Annotated in this window: 18 protein-coding genes; all 18 read left to right on the top strand. The window is 56.1% G+C overall.

What is annotated here, in order from left to right; all coding sequences use genetic code 11:
• The first annotated feature begins 9 nt into the window (after positions 1-9).
• The 18 genes from AC1MDE_RS07225 (at position 10) to AC1MDE_RS07140 (ending at position 22,297) form a co-directional block, all read left to right on the top strand.
• Positions 10-1,041, top strand: a complete 1,032-nt coding sequence (locus tag AC1MDE_RS07225; protein WP_038646197.1) for an ABC transporter permease — start codon at positions 10-12, stop codon at positions 1,039-1,041.
• A 431-nt stretch (positions 1,042-1,472) separates the two neighbouring features.
• Entirely contained in the window at positions 1,473-2,390 is a 918-nt protein-coding gene (gene nac / locus AC1MDE_RS07220; RefSeq protein WP_034824624.1) for a nitrogen assimilation transcriptional regulator NAC, read from the top strand.
• A 188-nt stretch (positions 2,391-2,578) separates the two neighbouring features.
• Positions 2,579-3,538 (top strand): HTH-type transcriptional regulator Cbl, encoded by a 960-nt coding sequence (cbl, locus tag AC1MDE_RS07215; protein ID WP_058962313.1) that lies wholly within the window; start codon positions 2,579-2,581, stop codon positions 3,536-3,538.
• Between the two features lie 265 nt (positions 3,539-3,803).
• Positions 3,804-5,261: an NAD-dependent succinate-semialdehyde dehydrogenase gene (locus AC1MDE_RS07210; protein WP_480344434.1), complete on the top strand. Its 1,458-nt coding sequence runs from the start codon at positions 3,804-3,806 to the stop codon at positions 5,259-5,261.
• A gap of 423 nt (positions 5,262-5,684) precedes the next feature.
• Positions 5,685-7,154 (top strand): aldehyde dehydrogenase family protein, encoded by a 1,470-nt coding sequence (locus AC1MDE_RS07205; protein ID WP_479398906.1) that lies wholly within the window; start codon positions 5,685-5,687, stop codon positions 7,152-7,154.
• 32 nt (positions 7,155-7,186) lie between these two features.
• Positions 7,187-7,855 carry a haloacid dehalogenase type II gene (locus tag AC1MDE_RS07200; RefSeq protein ID WP_058962311.1) on the top strand — a complete coding sequence of 223 codons (669 nt, stop codon included), beginning with the start codon at positions 7,187-7,189 and terminating at the stop codon, positions 7,853-7,855.
• A 14-nt stretch (positions 7,856-7,869) separates the two neighbouring features.
• The gene (locus AC1MDE_RS07195; RefSeq protein WP_479400739.1) at positions 7,870-9,147 is read left to right on the top strand and encodes an NAD(P)/FAD-dependent oxidoreductase; all 1,278 of its coding nucleotides are present in this window, start codon (positions 7,870-7,872) and stop codon (positions 9,145-9,147) included.
• A gap of 229 nt (positions 9,148-9,376) precedes the next feature.
• On the top strand, positions 9,377-10,981 hold the full coding sequence (locus tag AC1MDE_RS07190) for an ABC transporter substrate-binding protein (protein ID WP_480344433.1): 1,605 nt from the start codon (positions 9,377-9,379) through the stop codon (positions 10,979-10,981).
• A gap of 27 nt (positions 10,982-11,008) precedes the next feature.
• A complete protein-coding gene (locus AC1MDE_RS07185) occupies positions 11,009-11,962 on the top strand; it encodes an ABC transporter permease (RefSeq protein WP_283216710.1) in 954 nt (317 codons plus the stop codon).
• Positions 11,962-12,813 (top strand): ABC transporter permease, encoded by an 852-nt coding sequence (locus AC1MDE_RS07180; RefSeq protein ID WP_058962118.1) that lies wholly within the window; start codon positions 11,962-11,964, stop codon positions 12,811-12,813. The genes AC1MDE_RS07185 and AC1MDE_RS07180 overlap by 1 nt, the downstream gene beginning before the upstream one ends.
• Positions 12,810-14,474, top strand: coding sequence for an ABC transporter ATP-binding protein (locus AC1MDE_RS07175; RefSeq protein ID WP_058962117.1), 1,665 nt, complete (start codon positions 12,810-12,812; stop codon positions 14,472-14,474). Before AC1MDE_RS07180 ends, AC1MDE_RS07175 begins: the two co-directional genes overlap by 4 nt.
• A 100-nt stretch (positions 14,475-14,574) precedes the next feature.
• Complete coding sequence (locus AC1MDE_RS07170) at positions 14,575-15,420, top strand: GNAT family N-acetyltransferase (RefSeq protein ID WP_058962116.1); 846 nt, start codon at positions 14,575-14,577, stop codon at positions 15,418-15,420.
• Positions 15,420-16,346 carry a 2-hydroxyacid dehydrogenase gene (locus tag AC1MDE_RS07165; protein WP_058962115.1) on the top strand — a complete coding sequence of 309 codons (927 nt, stop codon included), beginning with the start codon at positions 15,420-15,422 and terminating at the stop codon, positions 16,344-16,346. The genes AC1MDE_RS07170 and AC1MDE_RS07165 overlap by 1 nt, the downstream gene beginning before the upstream one ends.
• Position 16,347: 1 nt before the next feature.
• Positions 16,348-17,487 carry a M20 aminoacylase family protein gene (locus AC1MDE_RS07160; protein ID WP_480344432.1) on the top strand — a complete coding sequence of 380 codons (1,140 nt, stop codon included), beginning with the start codon at positions 16,348-16,350 and terminating at the stop codon, positions 17,485-17,487.
• A gap of 115 nt (positions 17,488-17,602) precedes the next feature.
• On the top strand, positions 17,603-18,919 hold the full coding sequence (gene gabT / locus AC1MDE_RS07155; RefSeq protein ID WP_058962113.1) for a 4-aminobutyrate--2-oxoglutarate transaminase: 1,317 nt from the start codon (positions 17,603-17,605) through the stop codon (positions 18,917-18,919).
• 142 nt (positions 18,920-19,061) lie between these two features.
• Entirely contained in the window at positions 19,062-19,574 is a 513-nt protein-coding gene (locus tag AC1MDE_RS07150; RefSeq protein WP_034824599.1) for an Lrp/AsnC family transcriptional regulator, read from the top strand.
• Positions 19,575-19,783: 209 nt separating this feature from the next.
• Positions 19,784-20,230, top strand: a complete 447-nt coding sequence (locus AC1MDE_RS07145; protein WP_034824597.1) for a GNAT family N-acetyltransferase — start codon at positions 19,784-19,786, stop codon at positions 20,228-20,230.
• Positions 20,231-20,248: 18 nt separating this feature from the next.
• Complete coding sequence (locus AC1MDE_RS07140) at positions 20,249-22,297, top strand: hydantoinase/oxoprolinase family protein (protein WP_480344431.1); 2,049 nt, start codon at positions 20,249-20,251, stop codon at positions 22,295-22,297.

The raw sequence follows: 22,297 nt of genomic DNA, 5'->3' as shown, positions 1-22,297 counted from the left end.
GAGACATCTATGAGTAACGTAAAAATTACGGCCCCGCAGGCCGCGGAATCGACATCCTTCTTTGGCAACCTGCGCCATAAGTTGCCGAAAGATACCGGCATCTTTGTGGTGATGTTGGGTATTGCCTTAATCTTTGAGATTGCAGGCTGGTACGTTCGTGACCAATCTTTCCTGCTCAACACCAACCGTCTGGTATTGATTGTTTTACAGGTGGCGATCATCGGCATCATTGCGGTGGGCGTGACCCAGGTCATCATCACCACGGGGATTGACCTGTCGTCTGGTTCGGTGATTGCACTGACAGCGGTGGTGGCGGCTAGCCTGGCGCAAACCTCTGACAGCCTGACACCAATGTATCCGTCACTGGTTAACCTGCCTGCCGTCATTCCGATTGTGGCCGGTATTGGTGTAGGTTTGCTGTGCGGGGTCATGAACGGTTTCCTGATTACCAAAACCGGTATCCCGCCATTTATCGCCACACTGGGCATGATGGTGTCGGCGCGTGGTCTGGCGCAGTATTACACGCAAGGTAACCCGATCAGCTTCCTGTCAGATGGTTTTACCTCCATCGGCCAGGGCGCGATGCCGGTGATCATCTTCCTGGTGGTGGCCTTCCTGTTCCACATCGCCCTGAAGCATACCCGTTACGGTAAGTATGTGTATGCAATTGGCGGCAACATGACTTCGGCCAAAGTGTCAGGGATCAACGTTAATAAATACCTGATCATCGTCTATACCATCGCGGGTGCGCTCTCTGGCCTGGCGGGTGTGGTGCTGGCGGCGCGCGTCAGTAGCGGTCAGTCAAGTATGGGTATGGCGTACGAGTTGGATGCGATTGCCGCAGCCGTTATCGGCGGTAGCAGCCTGATGGGCGGCGTGGGTCGCATCACCGGGACGCTGATTGGTGCGGTGATTCTGGGTCTGATTAAGAGCGGATTCACCTTCGTGGGTGTGGATGCTTACGTGCAGGACATCATTAAAGGCATCATTATCGTCGCCGCAGTTTCCATCGATATGCATAGAAACCGTAAAAAGAGATAGTACTTCCTGATTGCAGGGCGCACTGTGTGCGCCCTCAAGGACATATTGCTCCGTTGTTCACAATAAGTTTTCCCACTGGTTGATCCTGCTCCTTTCCCCGCGTTTGCTTTCGTTCTGACCGTTTTAGGTCATTTTCTGTGAGTTATGCACCACTGCGACGCTTTCGGTCATCACTTTTTTGCACATCTGCCACGCAAGTTGCGCACCATAGTGGTGCATTTTGATTTATTTTTAATCACTCGGTGTCATGTGCTCAGCTTATTAACTCTTAAGAGGTAATCAGAAAGGCTTATTTTCCGTGCCGTTAGGAATATTCTGGCACTGCTTTTTCACGCTTCGAATAAACCTGGCCTGCATATTGCAACTTCATGAACACAAGCCAGCAGGCTGAGACACCCAAACGGGTTATTCGGGGGATTGACGGAGGCAATATGAACTTAAGACGACTGAAGTACTTTGTAAAAATCGTCGATATCGGCAGCCTGACTCAGGCAGCAGAAGTGCTGCACATCGCGCAGCCTGCGCTTAGCCAGCAAGTTGCGACGCTGGAAAACGAACTCGATCAGCAGTTACTGATTCGCACCAAACGTGGCGTAACACCAACCGAGGCAGGCAAAATTCTTTATGCTCATGCTCGTACGATTCTGCGGCAGTGTGAACAGGCGCAAACGGCTGTCATCAACGCGGGCCAGGCGTTAAATGGTCAGGTATCAATTGGTCTGGCACCGGGCACCGCCGCTTCTTCGTTGACGATGCCGCTGCTGCAAACGGTGCGGGAACAATTCCCGGATGTACTGGTGTATCTGCATGAGAATAGCGGCACCTCTTTAAATGAAAAAGTGATGAACGGTCAGCTGGATATGGCGGTGCTGTATGACCGTGCGCCGACAGCCGGCATTAACAGCATTCCATTGATGAAAGAAGAGTTGTATCTGGTCGGTGCGACCGCATGTCCGGGCGCTACCGTTGATCTCGCCGACGTGGCGCAGATGAATTTGTTCCTGCCGCGTGACTACAGCGCGGTGCGCAAACGTGTTGATGAAGCATTCTCGCTGCGTCGTCTGAGCGCAAAAATCATCGGTGAAATCGAGTCAATCTCAACCCTGACTGCCGCAGTTTCCAGCGGCATGGGTGTGACCGTTCTGCCGGAATCAGCGGCTCGCGCCCTGGTGAGTTCAACTCACGCGTGGATGGCACGTATTAACAGCCCATCGCTGAATCTGCCGCTCTCGCTGAATATCTCTGCGCGCTTGCCACTGTCACCTTCCGCGCAGGCAGTGAAAAACATCCTGCTGTCACTGCTGAATAAGCCGATGACGGAAGAGCGCGAGTTGATGCTGGTCGGTTAATCCCTTCTTCTTTACCCCAGCTATCTACGGCTGGGGTAACCCCTTCACGCTTTAACACCCGCAAACGCGTCGAGATAAATCACCCTACTTATTACTATTCCGCATAACACACCGTTTTTTATTATTTCCTGCAATGACGCCAACTTCATAACATGGACGAAACAGGGCAGGGAACAGGAGAAAAGGGTGTGAATTTCCAGCAACTTAAAATTATACGCGAAGCGGCTCGTTGCGAATTCAACCTGACAGAAGTGGCGAATACGTTGTTCACCTCGCAATCCGGGGTTAGCCGCCATATTCGCGATCTGGAAGATGAACTCGGCGTCGAGATTTTTATCCGTCGTGGCAAGCGACTGTTAGGCATGACAGAACCGGGCAAGGCGCTGTTGACCATTGCTGAACGCATCCTGGATGAAGCTGGCAAAGTACGTCGCCTGGCGGATGTGTTTACCAATGAAACCAGCGGCGTGCTAACCATTGCCACTACGCATACCCAGGCACGTTATAGCCTGCCGCGCGTGATAAAAGCATTTCGTCAGCTCTATCCCAATGTGCGTCTTGAACTCAATCAGGGATCGCCGCAGGAGATCGTGTCCATGTTGCTGGCGGGCGAAGCCGATATTGGCATTGCTTCCGAGCAGCTGGTGAATAACAGTAGTCTCGCGGCTTTCCCGTGGTTTAGCTGGCATCACTCGTTGTTAGTGCCGCATGACCATGAATTGCTGCAGCATCAGCCGGTGACGCTGGCCAGTTTGAGCCGCCATCCGCTGATCACTTATCGGCAGGGTATCACCGGTCGCTCGCGAGTGGACCGTGCATTCCAGGCGGCGGGTATCAAGCCGGATATCGTGCTCAGCGCGCAGGACTCCGACGTGGTGAAAACCTATGTTGAGTTGGGTCTCGGCGTCGGCATCCTGGCTGATCAGGCGTGCGACATTTATGAAGGTGAAGATTTGGTGAAAATCGACACCCATCATCTGTTTGATGCCAACACCGTATGGCTAGGATTGAAGCGCGGCCAGCTGCAACGCAATTACGTCTGGCAGTTTCTGGAACTGTGTAACGCCAATCTGTCGCTGGAGGAGATTAAGCGTCAGGCGCTCTCCTATGAAACGGAGTCTGAACCTGCTATCGATTTCCAGATTTAATGCAGTGGTCGTCATAAATGGCGACCACACCTTTCCTACAGGGTGCGCATTCCTGCGCGCCTGGCCTCAAACCGCAGCGTAATCAATGACGCATTCATGCGCTCCTGGCAACAAACCTCACCGTAATCAATGACGCATTTATGCACAGCATAAAATTTCTTTTGGCGCGCTAAAACACATCCTGGCCCGGTTTCCACCCCTTAGAAAAACATCCTGCACTGCTGCGCCACGTTACAGTGAAATGAACAGGATAAAGGGGATGAAAATGTCGCGGATTCAACTAAAAGATGCAGAACTGTTACGCCAGCAGGCGTTGTTTGGCGGGCGCTGGCAGGACGCGCACGCCGGGGCCACGCTGCCGGTGATCGATCCCTCCACTCAGCAACAGATTGCCACTATTCCGGCACTGGGTGCAGCCGAAACCGAGCAGGCAATAGATTATGCTGAGTCGGTGCGTGTCAGCTGGGGCAAAACCCCAAATGCATCGCGCGCCGCGCTGCTGGATAAGTGGCATCAGCTGATTCTTGATAACGCGGACGATCTGGCGGTCATCATGACCGCCGAGCAGGGCAAGCCATTGGCAGAAGCGAAAGGCGAGGTGTTGTACGGTGCCAGCTTTGTTAAATGGTTCGCTGAAGAGGCACGCCGCATCTATGGCGATACCATTCCGGCGCCCAGTGAAGACCGCCGCATTCTGGTTCTGAAACAACCCGTTGGCGTGGCCGCAGCGATTACGCCGTGGAATTTCCCGATTGCGATGATTACCCGCAAAGTGGCACCTGCGCTGGCCGCCGGTTGCCCGATCATCGTCAAACCTTCTGAACTGACGCCGCTGTCGGCTCTGGCACTGGCGGTGCTGGCAGAGCGGGCAGGTTTTCCCACTGGCGTACTTCAGGTGCTCACCGGATTACCCACCGAGATCGGCAGCACGCTGACTGCCAGCCGCACGGTGCGCAAAATCTCCTTTACCGGATCCACACGCGTCGGCCAACTGCTGATGCAACAAAGTGCCGACAGCATTAAACGCCTTAGCCTGGAACTGGGCGGTAATGCGCCACTGATTGTGTTTGATGATGCCGATCTCGATGTCACTATCCCTGGCGTCATGGCGAGTAAATTCCGTAATGCCGGTCAGACCTGCGTCTGCGCCAATCGCATTTTGGTGCAACGCGGTATCTATGAGCGTTTCAGCGAGAAACTCCTGGAGGCAGTGGCAACCCTTAAAGTGGGGGATGGCTTTGAACCCAGTAGCACGATTGGGCCACTGATTAACGATCGCGCTGTTGAGAAGGTGAACAGCCATATTGATGATGCGCTTAGCCAGGGAGCGATCTTGCTGCGTGGCGGGATCAGTGCAGCGAATGGCACCTTTGTTGAGCCGACCGTGTTGGGTAATGTCACCAGCAGTATGCGCATTGCGCATGAAGAAACCTTCGGCCCCGTCGCACCGCTTTTTGTCTTCGATACCGAAGAGGAGGCGATACGCATGGCGAATGACACGCCTTATGGATTGGGCGCATATTTCTTTACGGAGAATATACGTCGAGCCTGGCGCGTGGCGGAATCATTAGAATTTGGCATGGTCGGTTTTAATACCGGTGCGATATCTTTAGATGCGGCGCCTTTTGGCGGAATTAAATTATCCGGTTTAGGACGTGAAGGTTCGCGCTATGGAATTGAAGAGTATCTGGAGCAGAAAACGTTTCATATGGGCAGTTTATAAATGCAGCAATGCGTGTTAAATCGTACCGCTCCAAATAGGTAATCGCGCAATTCATTGCGCATAATGACTTTCATCACCCATTTCATAAACAGCGCCGGTAACCTCAGGTTCACGGCGCTGTTTTATTTTGTGCGCGGCGTCATACTTTTCCGGCCCATCACCGTTTTAGTGCAAGTTTCGTGCGAGCTGCACCGTAGGGATGCACGAATTTTGTGAAGTAAATCATCTGTTTATTCCTTCGGCAAATCCGCAAATTTTCCCTCTTCAATACGGCAGAAAATTTTTCTGGGCTGTTTTTTACGCATTTTTATTTTTTACTGGGCTGGCATACTTTCTGCATTAGCTTATTAACGTGACAGATAAATGTAGTGCAAATCGTTAATTGGCGCACATGTGATGGGTGTAACAAATAAGGAATTTTCCATGTTAAGTTTCGACCCTGAAAAAGTTTCTCTCCCGATTGGCCATTATATTGGTGGTCAGCATGTTTCCACCCAGGGCGCGCGTTTTGCCGTAAAAAGGCCATCTGATGGCAAAGTCTATGCCGAGCTGAGCGAAGCCCAGGCCAGCGATGTTGATAGGGCTGTCACCCTGGCCCATGAAACGCTGAAAACCAGTGGCTGGCGCAGTTGCCCACCACGGCAACGTGGAAAAGTGTTACGCCGCTGGGCGGATCTGATTGAAAGCGATCCGTTACTGGCTCAGCTCGAAGCGCTGGGGTCGACGCGGCCGATTAGCGATGTGGTACAGCATGAGATTCCGTTTACCGCAGAGGCCATCCGTTTCTATGCCGAGTGCGCAGACAAATACAGTGGCGATCTGTTCCCGACGCAGGAAAGCAGCCTTGGGATGCTGATTTCGGAGCCATACGGCGTGATTGGCGCGATTACACCGTGGAATTTCCCGCTGTCGATGGCCTCGTGGAAATGCGGTCCTGCACTGGCAGCGGGTAATGCCGTGGTGCTGAAACCTTCGGAGCTGACACCTTTCTCTACCGTACGTATGGCGGAACTGGCGGTGCAGGCCGGTTTACCGGCGGGCATTCTGAATATTGTGCAGGGCAGTGGTGCAGTGACCGGCAGCGCGCTGGTCACCCATCCGCTGGTACGCAAAGTCTCGTTCACCGGTTCCACGGTGACGGGCGCACGCATCATGAGTGACGCAGCAAAGCATGGCATGAAGCCTGTCACGCTGGAGTTAGGTGGCAAAAGCCCACAGCTGGTGTTCGATGATGCGGGCGATATCGATGTCCTGGCACAGCGCATCCTGCGCGGCTTCACCGCCAACGGTGGACAGGCATGCGTCGCGGGTACTCGCTTGATTGTGCAACGTGGCATTGCTCAACCGCTGCTGGATCGCCTGGTGGCGCTCTGCCAGCAGCCGCAGCCGGGTGTCACCTGGCAAGACAGCAGCCGTTATGCGCCGCTGATCGATGAGCGCCAGGGCAACAAGGTGGCATCGGTGATCGCCGAAGCCAAAGCGCAGGGCGCAGAAGTGTTAGTGGGCGGCGAACGTTTTGCGGATACCGCCGAAGGTTGGTTCTGGCAGCCTACGCTGTTATGTGGTGTGGCGGCTGATAACCCGGCGGTGCAGCAGGAGATCTTTGGCCCGGTGCTCACCGTGCAGGAGTTTGACAGCGAAGAAGAAGGGCTCGCGCTGGCGGCGCACGAAACCTATGGGCTATGTGCCGGCGTGCATACGCTGAGCCTGCCGAGAGCCATGCGAGCGATGCGTGCCATTGAGTCCGGCACTGTATGGATCAACCGCTACGGTCGATCCGGCGATTTCATTATTCCCACCGGCGGCTTCCTGGGCTCCGGTATTGGCAAGGATCTGGGGCGTCAGGCGTTTCAGGCCTGCCAGCGCCAGAAGAGTGTATTAATCGATTTCTAAATTCACGTATCAGACAACGACGAGGTCGCGTCATGGCACTGTTTAAACCGAAATTCATCACATTTGATTGCTACGGCACCCTGATTAACTTTGACATGGCAGGAGCGGCAGAGCGCTGCTTCAAAGATCGGGTGTCAGCGCAAGAGATGCTGGCCTTCACCACCGATTTCGCCATCTATCGCCGCGATGAAGTGCTGGGGGCGTGGAAACCTTACTACGACGTCGTCAGCGATGCGTTGGAACGCACCTGTAAAAAATGGGGCGTGCAGTGGAGCAAAGCCGATAGCGACTTTATCTACACCGATTGCGCCACCTGGGGGCCGCACCCAGACGTGCCCGCGGGACTCGCCAAAGTGGCGAAAGAGTTCCCACTGGTGCTGCTCACCAACTCAATGAACGATTTGATTCCCCATCATGTGCCGCGTCTCGGCGCACCGATCCACATGACCATTACCGCCGAAGAAGTCGGGGCGTATAAGCCGCAGATGAAGGGCTTTGAATACATGCTGGATAAGCTGAACTGCGGCCCGGAAGAGATTCTGCATGTCTCCTCCAGCCTGCGCTATGACCTGATGACCTGCTACGACATGGGCATTAAAAACAAAGTGTGGGTCAATCGTGGCCACGATCCGGCCAACCCGGCGTACCAATATACCGAGATTAAAGACATCGGCGGTCTGCCCGCTGTCGTTGGACTCTAAGCCCGGAGGCGGCGATGAAACTCGAATCATTCTGGCAAGCCACCGCACCGGCGTTTACCGGCGCAGCGAGTGGAGCACTGCCGTCGGTGGCCGACGTCGTGGTGATTGGCGGCGGTTTTACCGGCATCTCAACCGCACTGAATCTTGCACGACAGGGCATCAACGTGGTGGTGCTGGAAAGTGGCAACGTGATGAGTCAGGCCTCCGCACGTAACGGTGGGCACTGCAATACCGGCGTATCGCAAAACTTTGCTTCGCTGGTAGCCAGCCAGGGGATCGAGCAAGCCAGTCGCTTCTATCGGGCTTTTGATGACGCCGTGAGTTATGTCCAGCAACTGGTGCGGGAAGAGCAGATTGATTGTGATTTTCGCCTGTGCGGAAAGCTCAAGCTCGCCAGCAAAGCGTCGCATTTCCCCGGACTGCGCAGTGCATGGCAACTGATGCGTGACACAGTTGACCCGGAAATCGAGTTGATCAGCAAAGATGAGATTCGCCGTGAAGTCGGCAGCGATGCCCTCCACGGTGGCTTACTGCAAAAACGCGGTGGCCAGATGCATATGGGCAAGTTCGGCATTGGTCTCGCCAATGCCGCAGCCCGCGCGGGAGCGAAGATCTTTCCCCATCACGCGGTGACCGGCTTGACGCGTCTGGATGGCTACCGTCATCGCGTCACTACCGCCCAGGGCGAGATCATCGCGGAAAAAGTCATGATGGCCACCGGCGTATCGAATGAAGGGCCGTTCCCGTGGTTCCAGCGCCGCATCGTGCCGGTAGGCAGCTTTATCGTGGTGACTGAACCGCTGGGTGATGCGCTGATTGAACAAGTGCTGCCCAAAGACCGCACCTATGTCACCTCGCTGAACATCGGCAACTACTTCCGCACCACTGCCGATCGTCGCCTGGTGTTTGGGGGGCGCGCACGTTTTGCCGTCAGCAATCCGACCTCGGATACGCGCAGCGGCGAAGTGTTGCGCGCCGCGATGACCGCGCTGTTCCCGCAGCTGGGCCAATCGCGCATCGATTACTGCTGGGGCGGCATGGTGGATATGACGTCCGATCGCCTGCCGCATGCGGGTGAGCACGATGGCGTGTTCTATTCACTGGGCTACAGCGGCCACGGCACACAGATGTCGGTGTGGATGGGGCGGGTGATGGCCGATTTACTGGCAGAAAAGCGTAACGAAAATCCCTGGCAGCGCGATACATGGCCTGCGCTGCCCGGTTACCACGGGAAACCCTGGTTTTTGCCTCTCGCGGGGCTGTATTACAAGGCTAAGGATCGGCTCTCCTGATCGTTAATCCGGTGCGCATCAATGTGCACTCTACGATGGGATTCTTCAGGTCGCTATTGATGCGCGCCAGGGGAATGCTTTCGAGGGGAACGCATAAATGCACATCCTAAGGTGTCATTGATTTGGCATTCATGCGGACGCTATCCGGTTTGGTAGGGGCCACATTAATGGCGATCTGATTGACGCTCGATTATCAAAACAAACCACTTTTCATATTGAGGGTGTGCAGATGAGTAAAATCGATAAAGAGTCTGACGCTGTAAATCCGGCCCTGACACGTATGCTGACTGAGGGATCCCTGTCACGTCGTGGCCTGATGAAGTTGTTGTCTGCGGGTGCTGTCATGAGCAGCGGCTTGATAGGTTTTCCGCAGATGAGCTTTGCGGCTGAAACACCGGTGAAAGGCGGCAAGATGCGCGCAGCCATGTCCAACGCCTCCGCTACTGACACACTCGATCCTGCCAAAGGCAATAACAGCGGTGACTATACCCGCCAGTTTATGGTCTACAGCGGCCTGACCGAACTCGACCAAAAGTTGGCGATTCAACCGGGGCTGGCGGAGTCCGTGGAGTCTTCGGATGGTGTCACCTGGCACATTAAATTGCGCAAAGGGGTCACGTTCCACGACGGTAAACCTCTCACCGCGAAAGACGTCATTTACTCACTCAGCCGCCACAAAGATCCCGCCGTGGCTTCCAATGCCTTCAAGCTGGCCGATCAGTTCAAAACCTTCACGGCGGTGAACGATAACGAAGTCACACTTGAGCTGAGCAGCGCCAACTTTGACGTGCCTTATATGCTCGCCAGTGCCCCATTCCTGATTGTGCAGCATGGCACCAAAGACTTCAGTAAGGGTATAGGCACGGGGCCGTTCAAATTGAAAGAGTTCACGCCGGGCGTACGCTCTGTTGGCGTGAAGAACCCAAACTACTACAAGCCCGGCTTGCCACATCTCGACGAAATCGAACTGCTGGGCGTCACCGATCAGGCGGCACGTGTCAATGCGCTAATGTCGGGTGACTTACATATCGTTTCGACCCTGAGCGCAGCCGACAGTAATCGTTTGAAAGCCACGCAAGACTTCGCCGTGCTGGAGAGCAAGGCGGGGATGTACACCAACCTGATTATCCGCACCGACATGAAGCCGGGCAGCAGCGAGGATTTCGTGTTGGCGATGAAATATCTGCAGCCGCGTGACATCGTGCTGAAAACCGTGCTGCAAGGCTACGGTGATATCAGTAACGACACCCCCGTGCCGCCGTGGCATCCGCTGTTTAACGCCGATCTCAAACCGCGTCCGCTGGATGCCGAAAAGGCCAAATTCCATATCGAGAAAGCCGGTATGAAGGGCGCAACGGTAGAGATCATCACCACACCAAACATTGAAGGTGCGGTGGAAGGGGGGCAGTTAATCCAGCAGGTGGCACGTAACACCGGGCTGAACGTTAAGGTGCGTCGCGTGCCGTATGACGGCTACTGGTCAACACACTGGACTAAAGACCCGGTGGGTTATGGCTCGATCAACCCGCGTCCAACGCTGGATATGCTGTTCTCTCAGTTCTATATGTCGAGCGCGGCCAACAATGAATCGGGCTGGAAGAACGATCAGTTTGATCAGTTGGTCGTCGCCGCACGCGGTGAGCGCGATCAGGGCAAACGCAAGCAGATGTATGGCGATATGCAGAAGCTGATCTATGACCACTGCGGCACCATCATCCCCACCTTTATCAGTACCCTCGACGGGTACAGTAAAAAAGTGGGCGGTGTTGAAGCCTGGCCAAGCGGCATGATGATGGGTTACCGCTTCCATGAGTTCGCCTGGCTGAAAGCCTAATCCGTCATCCGTCAGAGGAGAACGCCGATGAACCGATACATGTTGTTTCTGATTGCCCGGCGTGCAGGTGCGGGCATCCTGACCTTGCTTATCGTCTCGGCGGTGGTGTTTTTTATCACCAGCCTGCTGCCCGGCGATGCCGCGCAGATGATCCTGGGGCAAAACGCCACGCCGGAAACGGTGGCGGCGTTACGCCAGCAGCTGGGTCTCGACCAGCCGTTATTGATGCGCTACTTCAGCTGGCTCGGTGGAATGTTGCAGGGTGATTTTGGTACCTCGTTTGCCAGTCATCTGCCAGTGACGCAACTGGTGGGGCAGCGTATTCCTGCCACGCTGGAACTGGCAGGCATCACTACGGTGATCTGCGTCCCTCTGGCGCTGGTGATCGGCATTCTGGCCGCTATGAATCGCGGTTCAACGCTGGATCGATTCCTGGTGATCGCCACCATGGCGACAGTGGCCGTACCGGAGTTTCTGGTGGCCACCGTGGCGGTGTTGATCTTCGCGGTCAAACTGCATTGGGTCTCGGCAATGTCGTTTGGCAGCCCCGATATGGATCTCGTCAGTTATTTGAAAGCCTATGCACTGCCGGTACTGACGTTGTGCTGCGTATTGGTGGCGCAGATGGCACGGATGACGCGTTCGGCGATCATTAATCAGCTCGACAGCCCGTATCTTGAGATGGCGTTGCTGAAAGGGGTCTCGCCGCTGCGTGCCGTGTTGCGTCATGCGCTGCCGAATGCGGTGGGACCGATTGCCAACGCCATTTCGCTCAGCCTGTCTTACTTGTTTGGTGGCGTGATCATTATTGAGTCGATCTTCAGCTACCCCGGTCTCGCCAGTGCGCTGGTGGATGCCGTGAGTAATCGCGATCTGCCGGTGGTGCAGCTATGCGTGATGATGTTCGCCGCCTGTTATCTGGTGCTGCTGCTGATTGCTGACATCCTGACTATCGCCTTTAACCCAAAATGGAGGAGCTGATGAATAGCTTGCTGCTTCCTGTACGTATCTTTCAGTCGCTGTCGATCTCCGGTCGCATTGGCCTGGCAATCTCTCTGTTTTGGGTACTGATGGCGCTGTTCGGCAATCAACTGGCGCCGCATAGCGTAGAGGATATCGGTGGTGGCCCGATGCTAGGAGGGATGACCGCTGACAACCTGCTGGGCACCGATTATCTCGGTCGCGATATCCTCAGCCGCATCTTATACGGTGCGAAGTTCTCCATTGGTCTGGCGTTGACCGCTGCGCTGGGTGCCAGTTTAATTGGCACCTTGCTGGCGCTGCTGGCCGCCGTTGCAGGACGCTGGCTCGAAGAGTTGCTGGGCCGCATCAACGATGCCATGTTGGTGCTGCCAGGCAAAGTGCTGTCGCTGATGATTGTGGCCGTGTTTGGTTCCTCGCTGCCGATGCTGATTCTGACAGCCATCTTCACCTACTGGCCCGGTGCGTTCCGTATCGCGTTCGCTATGGCCAGCAGTTTGCGCAATATGGATTATGTCCGTGCTTCACGACTGCGTGGCGAAAGCCGCTGGTACGTGGCTATCCATGACATTCTGCCGAATATGGTGCATCCGATGCTCACCGATTTTGGCCTGCGTTTTGTCTATATCGTGCTGTTACTCAGCGGCTTGAGCTTCCTGGGCTTAGGCGTGCAACCACCTTATGCTGATTGGGGCACGCTGGTACGTGAAAATCTACAAGGCCTGTTTAACGGTTCGCCTGCGGTATTGATGCCGGCAGTGGCGATTGCCAGTTTAACCATCGGCGCCAACCTGTTTATTGACAGCCTGCAACAGATGCGTCCGCTGACGCTGGCGAAGGAGGGAGCATGAACGTGACACCCCATACAGCCATGCCCGTGATCTCCGTTGAAAACCTGCGTGTCACCGCCGAGACGGATAAGGGCGAAGAGATCGATCTGGTTTCTGATATCCGTTTTACCGTACAAAAAGGCGAAGTGCTGGCGCTGATCGGTGAATCCGGTTCGGGTAAAACCACCATCGCCATGGCGCTGATGGGCTATGCGCGCCACGGCTGTCGCATCGCCGAGGGCAACATTCATCTGGCGGGCACCGATGTGCGTAGTCTGTCGCCCGGCCAGCTGCGCGAATTTCGCGGCAACAAAGTGGCCTACATCGCCCAAAGTGCAGCAGCCTCCTTCAACCCGGGGATGCGTATTCTCGACCAGGTTATCGAGCCAGTGGTGATCCATGGCACCATGAAACGCAAAGCCGCCAAAGAGAAGGCGATCACGCTGTTTCGCGAGCTGGCACTGCCGAATCCTGACACCATTGGCGACCGTTTCCCGCATCAGGTCTCTGGCGGACAGCTGCAACGTCTGATGACGGCCATGGCACTGATTGGCGACCCGGATGTGGTGATCCTTGACGAGCCGACCACCGCCCTGGATGTCACGACACAGGTTGAAGTGCTAAAAGCGTTTCGTCGCGTAGTGGCACAGCGCGGTGTCACAGCTATCTATGTCAGTCACGATCTGGCGGTGGTGGCGCAGATGGCCGACCGCATTCTGGTGCTGCTGCGCGGAAAAATGGCGGAATATGGTTCCACAGAGCGGCTGATTGGTGCGCCGCAGGCCGAATATACCCAACTGCTGATGGATGCCGCTCGTCAGAAAGAGCGCGAGAGCAGCTGGACCTGTGCAGAGGCTGATGCACAGCCGCTGATGGAAGTGCGCGATCTCAGCGCCGGTTATGGCTCGCGTGACAGTGAGGGCAAACCGAAAACGCTGATTCTGGAAGATATCAATCTCAAGCTGTGGAAAGGGCAAGCGATTGGCATTATCGGCGAGTCGGGTTCGGGTAAAACCACGCTGGCGCATGCGATTGCCGGCCTTAATGCCCCGAGTCACGGTCATATTCTGTTTAATGGTCACTATATCAACGGTGACATGCACAAGCGTCCCGACAATGAACTGCGCCGTATCCAGTACGTGTTCCAGATGGCGGATACGGCGCTCAATCCCGCGCACAGCGTTGAGCGCATTCTTTCACGTCCGCTGACGCTGTTTCACGGACTGAAAGGGCCCGAACTGCAGCGCCGTCTGCATCAACTGCTGGATTTGGTGAAACTGCCACGCACCGTGTTGTGGCGTCGCCCCTGGGCGCTGTCGGGCGGACAGAAGCAGCGCGTGAATCTGGCGCGTGCACTGGCGGCGGAGCCGGATCTGATTCTGTGTGATGAAGTCACCTCGGCACTAGATACCGTGGTCGCGGCGGCGGTGCTGGATCTGATCAGTGAGCTACGCCGTGAGTTAGGGCTGTCAGTGTTGTTTATCAGTCACGACATGCACGCGGTTCGCGCCGTATGCGACGACATCGTGGTAATGAAATCCGGTCGCATCGTGACGCAGATTTCCCGTGCTGATTATGATAAACCCACCAGTGAGCTTTATTTTGAACGCCTGAAGCGAGCCGTACCGGAACTGCGTCAAGGCTGGCTGGACGAGCACGAAGAAGTGCTGAAAGCGGAATAGAGATGGTGCAAGCCAGCGTACATGCGTGCCCACCCTGTGGCAGCCGCGCAAAGAATTTGTCAGGTGGCCATTTATGGCGGCCTCAAACCAGGAGCAGCAAATGATCACATTACGCGCCATGACGCAGGATGATATTGAACATGGCTATGCCATCACCCAACAGCTTAAGTGGCCACATCGCCGTGAAGACTGGCAGCAGGCGCTGGCGCTGGGTGAGGGCGTGGTGGCGGAAGAGCAGGGGCAGTTTGTCGGCAGCGCCTTCGGTTGGCGCTGGGGTGACAGCGCGGCAACCATTGGTTTGGTGGTGGTGAATCCAGCCTGCCAGGGACGGGGAATTGGCAAACAGTTGATGCTGGCGGTGATGGAGAAATTCCCGGATTGCGTGATTCGCCTGCATGCTACCGAAATGGGCCAGGGGCTATACGAGAAACTGGGTTTTGTGGTGAAAGGCACCATTCAGCAGCACCAGACGCGTGAACTGGCAGCGGTGCCCGCCGTCAACATCCCGACGGGGTTAACGCTGCGCAATGCTGAAGCCGATGACGTTGAATTGCTCACTGAGTTGGATCATCAGGCGCACGGCATGTGGCGCCCGCAACTGATAAAAACGCTGGTTGCCGATCAACAGACCGTGTTACTGCAAGATCCGCAGCAACAGGTGCAGGGTTTTGCCAGCCTGCGCCGTTTTGGGCATGGCTGGGCAATTGGCCCGGTGATTGCGCGCCATGTTGATGTCGCGCAGGCGCTGGTGGCCGCGCTGATGCAAGGGCTGGGCGGTGAGTTTGTCCGCATCGACACCGACAGCGCGCTGCCACTGGCAAACTGGCTGGTGAGTTTAGGGCTGGTCAAGGTTGACGCGCCGACCACCATGTATCGGGGAATGCCGTGGTCACCGCAAGCCGGTGAGATGCAGGCATTTGGGTTAATGACCCAGGCGATGGCCTGATGCATATCGTTTATAAATCAGAAGCCACGCGCGGTGTCCACTGGCAGCGCTGGCTGGCTGAACATGCTCCCGATGTGCAGATGCATATCTGGCCAGATATCGGCGATGCCTCGGAGGTTGAATTTCTTATCGCATGGCAGCCGCCAGAAGCGGTGATGACCACCTTCCCAAATCTCAAGGCCTTACTCTCTGTGGGCGCGGGGGCCGATCAATTCGACCTGAGCCTGTTACCGCCAGAGTTGCCGGTGGTGCGCATGATTGAACCCGGCTTAACGCAAGGCATGGTGGAGTATGTCACCTTTGCCGTGCTGGGATTGCATCGCGACATGCCGCGCTATTTCCAGCAACAGCGCGCGGCGCAGTGGCAAACGCATCCGATTCGTACCGCCCATCAACGTCGTGTTGGCGTAATGGGGCTGGGTGAACTGGGGCAGGCAGCGCTAAAACAGCTGGTGTCACTGGGATTTGACTGTGCAGGCTGGAGCCGCACCCCGCGCGAACTCGACGGCGTGCGCTGCTGGCATGGTGCTGAACAGTTAGAGGCGTTTTTGGCGCACAGTGAGATTCTGGTGTGTTTGCTGCCGCTCACCGACAGCACCCGCGGCATGCTCAACGCGGGTCTTTTTGCCAGGTTGCCGCACGGTGCGGCGCTGGTGCAGGTCGGGCGTGGCCCTCAGCTCAATGATGACGATTTACTGACGACGCTTGAGAGTGGGCAACTGAGTGCCGCGGTGATCGACGTCACCGATCCGGAACCTTTACCGCCAGAGCATCCTTTCTGGCAGCATCCGGCGATCTGGCTCACACCGCACATTGCCAGCCAGACGCAAACCGACAGCGCGGTGGCTGCGCTACTCGATAACCTGCGCCGCTATCAACGTGGCGAACCCATGGTCGGCCTTATCGATCGTAACCGGGGATACTGATATGCAACGGGATCAATTAGTCGCTCTGCGACGGGATCTGCACGCCCATCCCGAACTGGGCTATCAGGAAACGCGCACCAGCGACATCGTGGCGCAGGTGCTGCAAGAGCACGGCATTGAGGTGCATCGCGGCCTGGGTAAAACCGGCGTGGTCGGTGTACTGAAATGTGGGAATAGCCCGCGCATGATAGGTCTGCGCGCGGACATGGATGCGCTGCCGATGCAGGATAACGGCACCCAGCCGTGGAAAAGTGTGCATGATAATGTCTGCCACGCCTGCGGTCATGACGGTCACACGGTGATGCTGCTGGGCGCGGCTATCCAGTTGGCTCAGCAGGGCGATTTTGACGGCACGCTGGTGTTTATCTTCCAGCCAGCGGAAGAAGGTTTAGCCGGCGCGAAAGCGATGATCGATGACGGCCTGTTCCAGCAATTCCCTTGCGATGCGGTATTTGCCCTGCATAACTGGCCTGAACTGCCTCTGGGCGAAGTGCAGACGCGGCCGGGTGCCATTATGGCGGCGGCGGACCGTTTTGATATCACGGTAAAGGGCGGTGGTGGTCATGCGGCACAGCCACACCTGACGCGTGACACCTTGCTGGCCACCAGTGAATTGGTGGTGCAGCTCAATACGCTGGTGGCGCGCGCACTTGACCCGTGCGAGCCGGGTTTGCTTACGGTGACGCGCATGCAGGGCGGTTTCTCACACAACATGATTCCGGCGGAGGCCAGTATCACCGGCACGGTACGTACGTTCAGCCCAGCGGCGCAGGACATCATTGAAAGCCGCCTGCGTGAAATGGCGCAACATGTCACGGCGGCGCACGGTCTGCAGGCAGAGGTAAGCTATCTGCGTTATTACCCGGCCACGGTCAATCAAGCGGGTGCTGCGCAACTGGCGCTGGATGCCCTGCGTGAGGCAGGCATCCCTGCTGAACAAGCCAGACAGCCTGCTCTCACCTCGGAAGATTTTGCCTTTATGTTGCAGGCCAGAACGGGGGCTTATCTATGGATCGGATCGGCACCCAGCCAGCCCTTGCACCACTCCTCTTACGACTTTAACGACGCACTGATCCCGCACGGTATTCAGACTTTGACGGCCATCGCCCGCCACGCGCTGCGTGCAGAATTTCCCTGCTGATTGGCAGAAGATTTTGAAACGAAATGCCGCTGCTTTGCTGATTACGGCAGCGTGAGAAACCAACGGGTTGCGATACTTGAGCCAACCGAACGTTACGTGGATGAGGATTTTGAAAATGCAGAATGTCATGGCGGAGCAGCAAACGTATAGCGATAACGGCCTGTTACTGGATGCACGTGAACAGAACGTGCCGCGTGGTGTGGTCACCGCGCATCCGTTGGTGATTGAACGGGCAAAGGGCAGTGAAGTATGGGATGTTGAGGGCAATCGCTATCTCGATTTTGTCGGCGGGATTGGCGTGCTCAACGTGGGTCATAACCATCCGGCAGTGGTGAATGCGGTGACGAAACAGCTTGGACTGGTGTCACACGCATGCTTCCAGGTTGTTGCCTATCCCGGTTACATCGAACTGGCGCGGCGCCTGAATGCGCTGGTCGGCAAAGGTGAAGATTTCAAAAGCGTGTTCTTCACCAGCGGGGCGGAAGCGGTAGAAAATGCGGTGAAAATTGCCCGTGCGCACACCAACCGCAGCGGCATTATCGCGTTTGATGGTGCCTTCCATGGGCGTACGTTGCTAGGCTGTACCCTGACGGGGATGAGCCAGCCGTATAAACAGAACTTCGGCCCGTTCGCCTCAGAGGTGTATCGCCTGCCTTATCCTAATGCCTTCCATGGCGTCAGCGATGATGACTGCCTGCAAGCGCTGGAACAGTTGTTCGCCGTGCAGATCCTGCCGGAGCGTGTGGCAGCAATCATTATCGAGCCTGTTCAGGGCGACGGTGGCTTCCTGCCAGCGGGTGCGAACTTTATGCAAGCGCTGCGTCGCATTACCGAAAAACACGGAATCGTGCTGATTCTCGATGAAGTGCAGACCGGATTTGGTCGCACCGGTACGCTGTTCGCCTTCGAGCAACTGGGCATTACACCGGATCTGGTGACCGTGGCGAAGAGTCTGGGGGGCGGTCTGCCGATTTCCGGCGTAGTCGGCAAAGCGGCCATCATGGATGCGCCATTGCCGGGCGGTCTTGGCGGCACCTATGGCGGTAACGCGCTGGGCTGTGCGGCGGCGCTGGCGGTGCTGGACCTGCTGGAAAACGACAATCTGCTGGCGCGCAGCAATCAGCTGGGTGAACAGCTGAATGCACGTCTGCAACAGCTGGCGGAGAAATATGCCTGCATTGGTGAAGTACGTGGCGTGGGCTTTATGCAGGCGGTGGAGATCATCGACTTCGAAACTAAGCGCCCTGACGCAGCGATGACGCAGAAAATCCTCGACTGCGCCTGCCAGGAAGGTCTGTTGCTGATCAAATGCGGCCTGCATCGCAACGTGGTGCGCTTCCTCGCGCCACTGGTGACCACAGATTCTCAACTGGAAGAAGCGTTACATATCTTTGATATTGCGCTGGCCCGTGCCAGTGGTCGCCTGGGATAAATCCGGCTTCCTCATTGATATCTCTGGAATTATTGACTCGACCAATGAATGACGTGGCGTGCGGAAGTCGCTAGCGCCGTCACGTCAAAGCGTGATATACCATCGTATCAGCCTGCGCGATTGGTCAACAATGAGGGGTGCTATGAACGGCTTAATGAAACTCGACCGCATCGACATCAACATCCTGGTGCAACTACAAAAAGATGGCCGTATCAGCAACGTCAATCTCGCCGACGCCGTAGGACTTTCGCCCAGCCCTTGTCTGCAACGGGTGAAGCGCCTGGAGCAGGCTGGATTTATTACCGGCTATGAAGCCCACATCAATCTGACCAAAATTACCGATTCCGTTACGGTGTTCACCGAGGTCACGCTCTCGGGCCATCGACGCGAAGATTTTATGAAATTCGAAAATTCGGTTCGCGACGTGGATGAGCTGATGGAATGCCATCTGATTACCGGCGGCTACGACTATTTGCTGCGCTTTATTACCCGCAGTATCGAGCACTACCAGGAAGTGATTGAGAAGATGCTGGACGCACAAATCGGCATCGATAAGTACTTCAGCTATATCGTGATCAAATCCCCGATTATGAAAAGCACCGTTCCATTGCGATCGCTGATTGCTAAGCATAATTCTGTGGATTTTAGTGTGTAATTGACCCCATCCTGACCTTCTCCCAGACAGGGAGAAGGTATTGTTTCAAAACCGCTATTTGCCCCAGAACCTCCGTACGCATCTGCCACAGCATAAAATTTCTTCTCTGCCGTAAATTCCCTTTATCTTTACTGTTCCGGTCGTGGCTTCACGCGCGTCCTGTGCCTGCATATCCGTACACTCAATTTATCGCTTTACAAGGAGTTGCCATGACCGCTTTAACCCTTGCCGATCATCAATGGCAGCGCGACGAGTTCACCATCTCTACCGATCGTCAGCGCCTTGATATGGATTACATCCACCAGCAATTGACTGAGAAGTCTTACTGGGCCAACGCGCAGCCACGCGCCAAAACCGAGCGCGCATTTGCTGGCTCGTTGCCGTTTGGTGTTTACCATCAGCAACAGCAGATTGGCTTTGCGCGACTGGTGACGGATTACACCCGATTCGGGTGGTTGTGCGATGTAATGATCGACGAAAACTGGCGGGGACATGGACTGGGCAGCTGGCTGGCGACCTGTGTGCGTGCGCACCCGGAGTTAGCCACGGTGCACCGCTGGATGCTTTCTACTAATGATGCCCATCAGCTGTATCAGCGCCTTGGCTGGCGCGTGGTGCAGGATCCGCAAAAACTGATGGAATTTCCTCTCTCCTGATAACGGAGTTTTCTCACCATGGGTTACCGCGTTGGCGTTGATATTGGCGGATCCTTTACGGATTTTGCCGTGCTGAATGAACAGACTCATCAGATTCATACCTTAAAAGTCCTGTCGCGACCGGATCAGCCCGGCAGCGAAATCCTCACCGGGCTGTCGCAGTTGCAGCAGCGTGACGGTATTGAAACCCAGCATATTGACTACTTTACCCACGGCACCACCGTGGGCATCAACGCGGTCATCCAGCGACGTGGCGTGCGGCTGGCGCTATTTGCCACCGAAGGATTTTGTGATGTGCTGGAGCTGGCGCGTCTTAAAATTCCCCATATTCACGATCTCTTTTCGCGACGTCCGGCACCGTTGATTACCCGCGATCGGGTGTTTGCCATCAAAGAGCGCACCGACCGCCATGGCACGGTGTTGCAGCCAGTGGATCGGCAATGTGTGCTGGATGCCATTGATCAGGCGCGTGCGGCGGGTTGTCAGGGCATTGTGGTGTCGCTGTTACACAGTTATCGCAATCGCCACAACGAAGCAGCAGTCAAAGCCATTATCGACGAGGTGGCGCCTGAACTGCTCACCTCTTGCTCCGCCGACATCTGGCCGATCATTCGCGAATATGAACGGACTATCACCGCCACCATTAATGCCTATGTGCAGCCGATGGTGATTCACTACCTGGAATCGTTTGAACAGGCGTTGCACACCATGGGCGTGAAGCCGCCGCCGCGTATCACCAAGTCCAATGGTGGCGTGATGGGCGTGGAGCAGGCGAAAAGTGAATGTGTGCAGATGGTGTTGTCCGGCACGGCTTCAGGGGTGATCGGTGCCAGCTTCCTTGCCAGCGCTTGTGGTTTCGATAAGATTCTGAGTCTTGATATTGGCGGCACCAGCGCGGACGTGGCGGTGATCGTCGATGGGCAAGTGGCGCAGGGCAACGGTGAAATCATCGGTGATTTCCCGATTTATATTCCGTCAGTGGCAGTCACCTCGGTGGGGCAGGGTGGCGGCTCGCTGGCGTGGATCGATAACCAGGGCGTGCTGCAGATGGGTCCGGATAGCGCCGGATCGCTGCCCGGCCCGGTATGTTTCCAGCACGGAGGGACGCAACCGACGGCGACCGATGCCTTTGCCGCCTGTGGCATGATCGGTCATGGCGATCTTGGTTACAACGCGGTGAAAGTCGATGTTGCTGCTGCACGTGCTGCCTGGCAACCGCTGGCAGATCAACTGGGTATCACGGTGGAAGAGACGGCGGAAACCGCCATCGAGCTGGCGATCTCCAGTATGTACGGTGATACCAGCGGATTGCTGTCGCGTTTTGGGCTGGATCCGCGTGAATTTTGGTTCCTTGCCTTTGGCGGCGCGGGCCCGATGATGGGGTGTTTCCTCGCCCGCGAACTCAATATGAAAGGGGTGATCGTGCCGCCTACGCCGGGCGTGCTGTCTGCGCTGGGGGGGCTGGTGGCGGATATCCGCAATGATTTTATCCGTACGCTCTATAGCAATCTGGACGCGACGCTGGCGGATGCACTGGCAACGGAAGCGGAAGGCCTGAGCCAACGCGCACGCGGCTGGCTGTGCGAGCAACACGGCGCTGATATGCCATTCACCTTGCACTACAGCGCTGATATGCGCTATCGCGGTCAGTCGTTTGAGATCGAAGTCGCGCTACAGCCACAATGGCTGGCGCAGGCCAACGTGGCGGCCTTGCACGAGGCCTTTGACCGCCAGCATCAGCTGCTATTTGGTCACTGTGATGCCAATGCACCCGTGCAGATTATCAACCTGCGTTTAGTGATCGCCTCGCCCACACCGAAGCCGACGCTCAACATCTTACCCGACGCGACCGAGCCCGTTGCTGTTGCGAAACGTGTCAGTGCCTGGATTGATGGCGCATCGCATCAGGTGGATGTGGTGGTACGTGCCAGTCTGCGGGCCGGGCATCATCTCAACGGACCGGTGATCATCGCACAAGATGACTGTACCACCTGTGTTCCACCGCAGATGCAGGTGGATGTCGATACTTTTGGCAACTTGCTGATTACGCCTGTGGAGGCAAACTAA

This window comes from Pantoea folii (assembly GCF_056678875.1).
Note: the sequence above shows the minus strand (reverse complement) of the source record. Positions and strands in the feature narration are given on the sequence as shown.

Excerpts from the sequence above, each read along its gene's own strand:
- AC1MDE_RS07165 (WP_058962115.1), top strand. The coding sequence starts at position 15,420 with ATGCATATCGTTTATAAATCAGAAGCCACGCGCGGTGTCCACTGGCAG.
- AC1MDE_RS07195 (WP_479400739.1), top strand. The coding sequence starts at position 7,870 with ATGAAACTCGAATCATTCTGGCAAGCCACCGCACCGGCGTTTACCGGC.
- AC1MDE_RS07170 (WP_058962116.1), top strand. The coding sequence starts at position 14,575 with ATGATCACATTACGCGCCATGACGCAGGATGATATTGAACATGGCTAT.
- nac (WP_034824624.1), top strand. The coding sequence starts at position 1,473 with ATGAACTTAAGACGACTGAAGTACTTTGTAAAAATCGTCGATATCGGC.
- AC1MDE_RS07175 (WP_058962117.1), top strand. The coding sequence starts at position 12,810 with ATGAACGTGACACCCCATACAGCCATGCCCGTGATCTCCGTTGAAAAC.
- AC1MDE_RS07210 (WP_480344434.1), top strand. The coding sequence starts at position 3,804 with ATGTCGCGGATTCAACTAAAAGATGCAGAACTGTTACGCCAGCAGGCG.
- AC1MDE_RS07200 (WP_058962311.1), top strand. The coding sequence starts at position 7,187 with ATGGCACTGTTTAAACCGAAATTCATCACATTTGATTGCTACGGCACC.
- AC1MDE_RS07160 (WP_480344432.1), top strand. The coding sequence starts at position 16,348 with ATGCAACGGGATCAATTAGTCGCTCTGCGACGGGATCTGCACGCCCAT.
- AC1MDE_RS07140 (WP_480344431.1), top strand. The coding sequence starts at position 20,249 with ATGGGTTACCGCGTTGGCGTTGATATTGGCGGATCCTTTACGGATTTT.
- AC1MDE_RS07180 (WP_058962118.1), top strand. The coding sequence starts at position 11,962 with ATGAATAGCTTGCTGCTTCCTGTACGTATCTTTCAGTCGCTGTCGATC.
- gabT (WP_058962113.1), top strand. The coding sequence starts at position 17,603 with ATGCAGAATGTCATGGCGGAGCAGCAAACGTATAGCGATAACGGCCTG.
- AC1MDE_RS07190 (WP_480344433.1), top strand. The coding sequence starts at position 9,377 with ATGAGTAAAATCGATAAAGAGTCTGACGCTGTAAATCCGGCCCTGACA.
- AC1MDE_RS07185 (WP_283216710.1), top strand. The coding sequence starts at position 11,009 with ATGAACCGATACATGTTGTTTCTGATTGCCCGGCGTGCAGGTGCGGGC.
- AC1MDE_RS07205 (WP_479398906.1), top strand. The coding sequence starts at position 5,685 with ATGTTAAGTTTCGACCCTGAAAAAGTTTCTCTCCCGATTGGCCATTAT.
- AC1MDE_RS07225 (WP_038646197.1), top strand. The coding sequence starts at position 10 with ATGAGTAACGTAAAAATTACGGCCCCGCAGGCCGCGGAATCGACATCC.
- AC1MDE_RS07150 (WP_034824599.1), top strand. The coding sequence starts at position 19,062 with ATGAACGGCTTAATGAAACTCGACCGCATCGACATCAACATCCTGGTG.
- AC1MDE_RS07145 (WP_034824597.1), top strand. The coding sequence starts at position 19,784 with ATGACCGCTTTAACCCTTGCCGATCATCAATGGCAGCGCGACGAGTTC.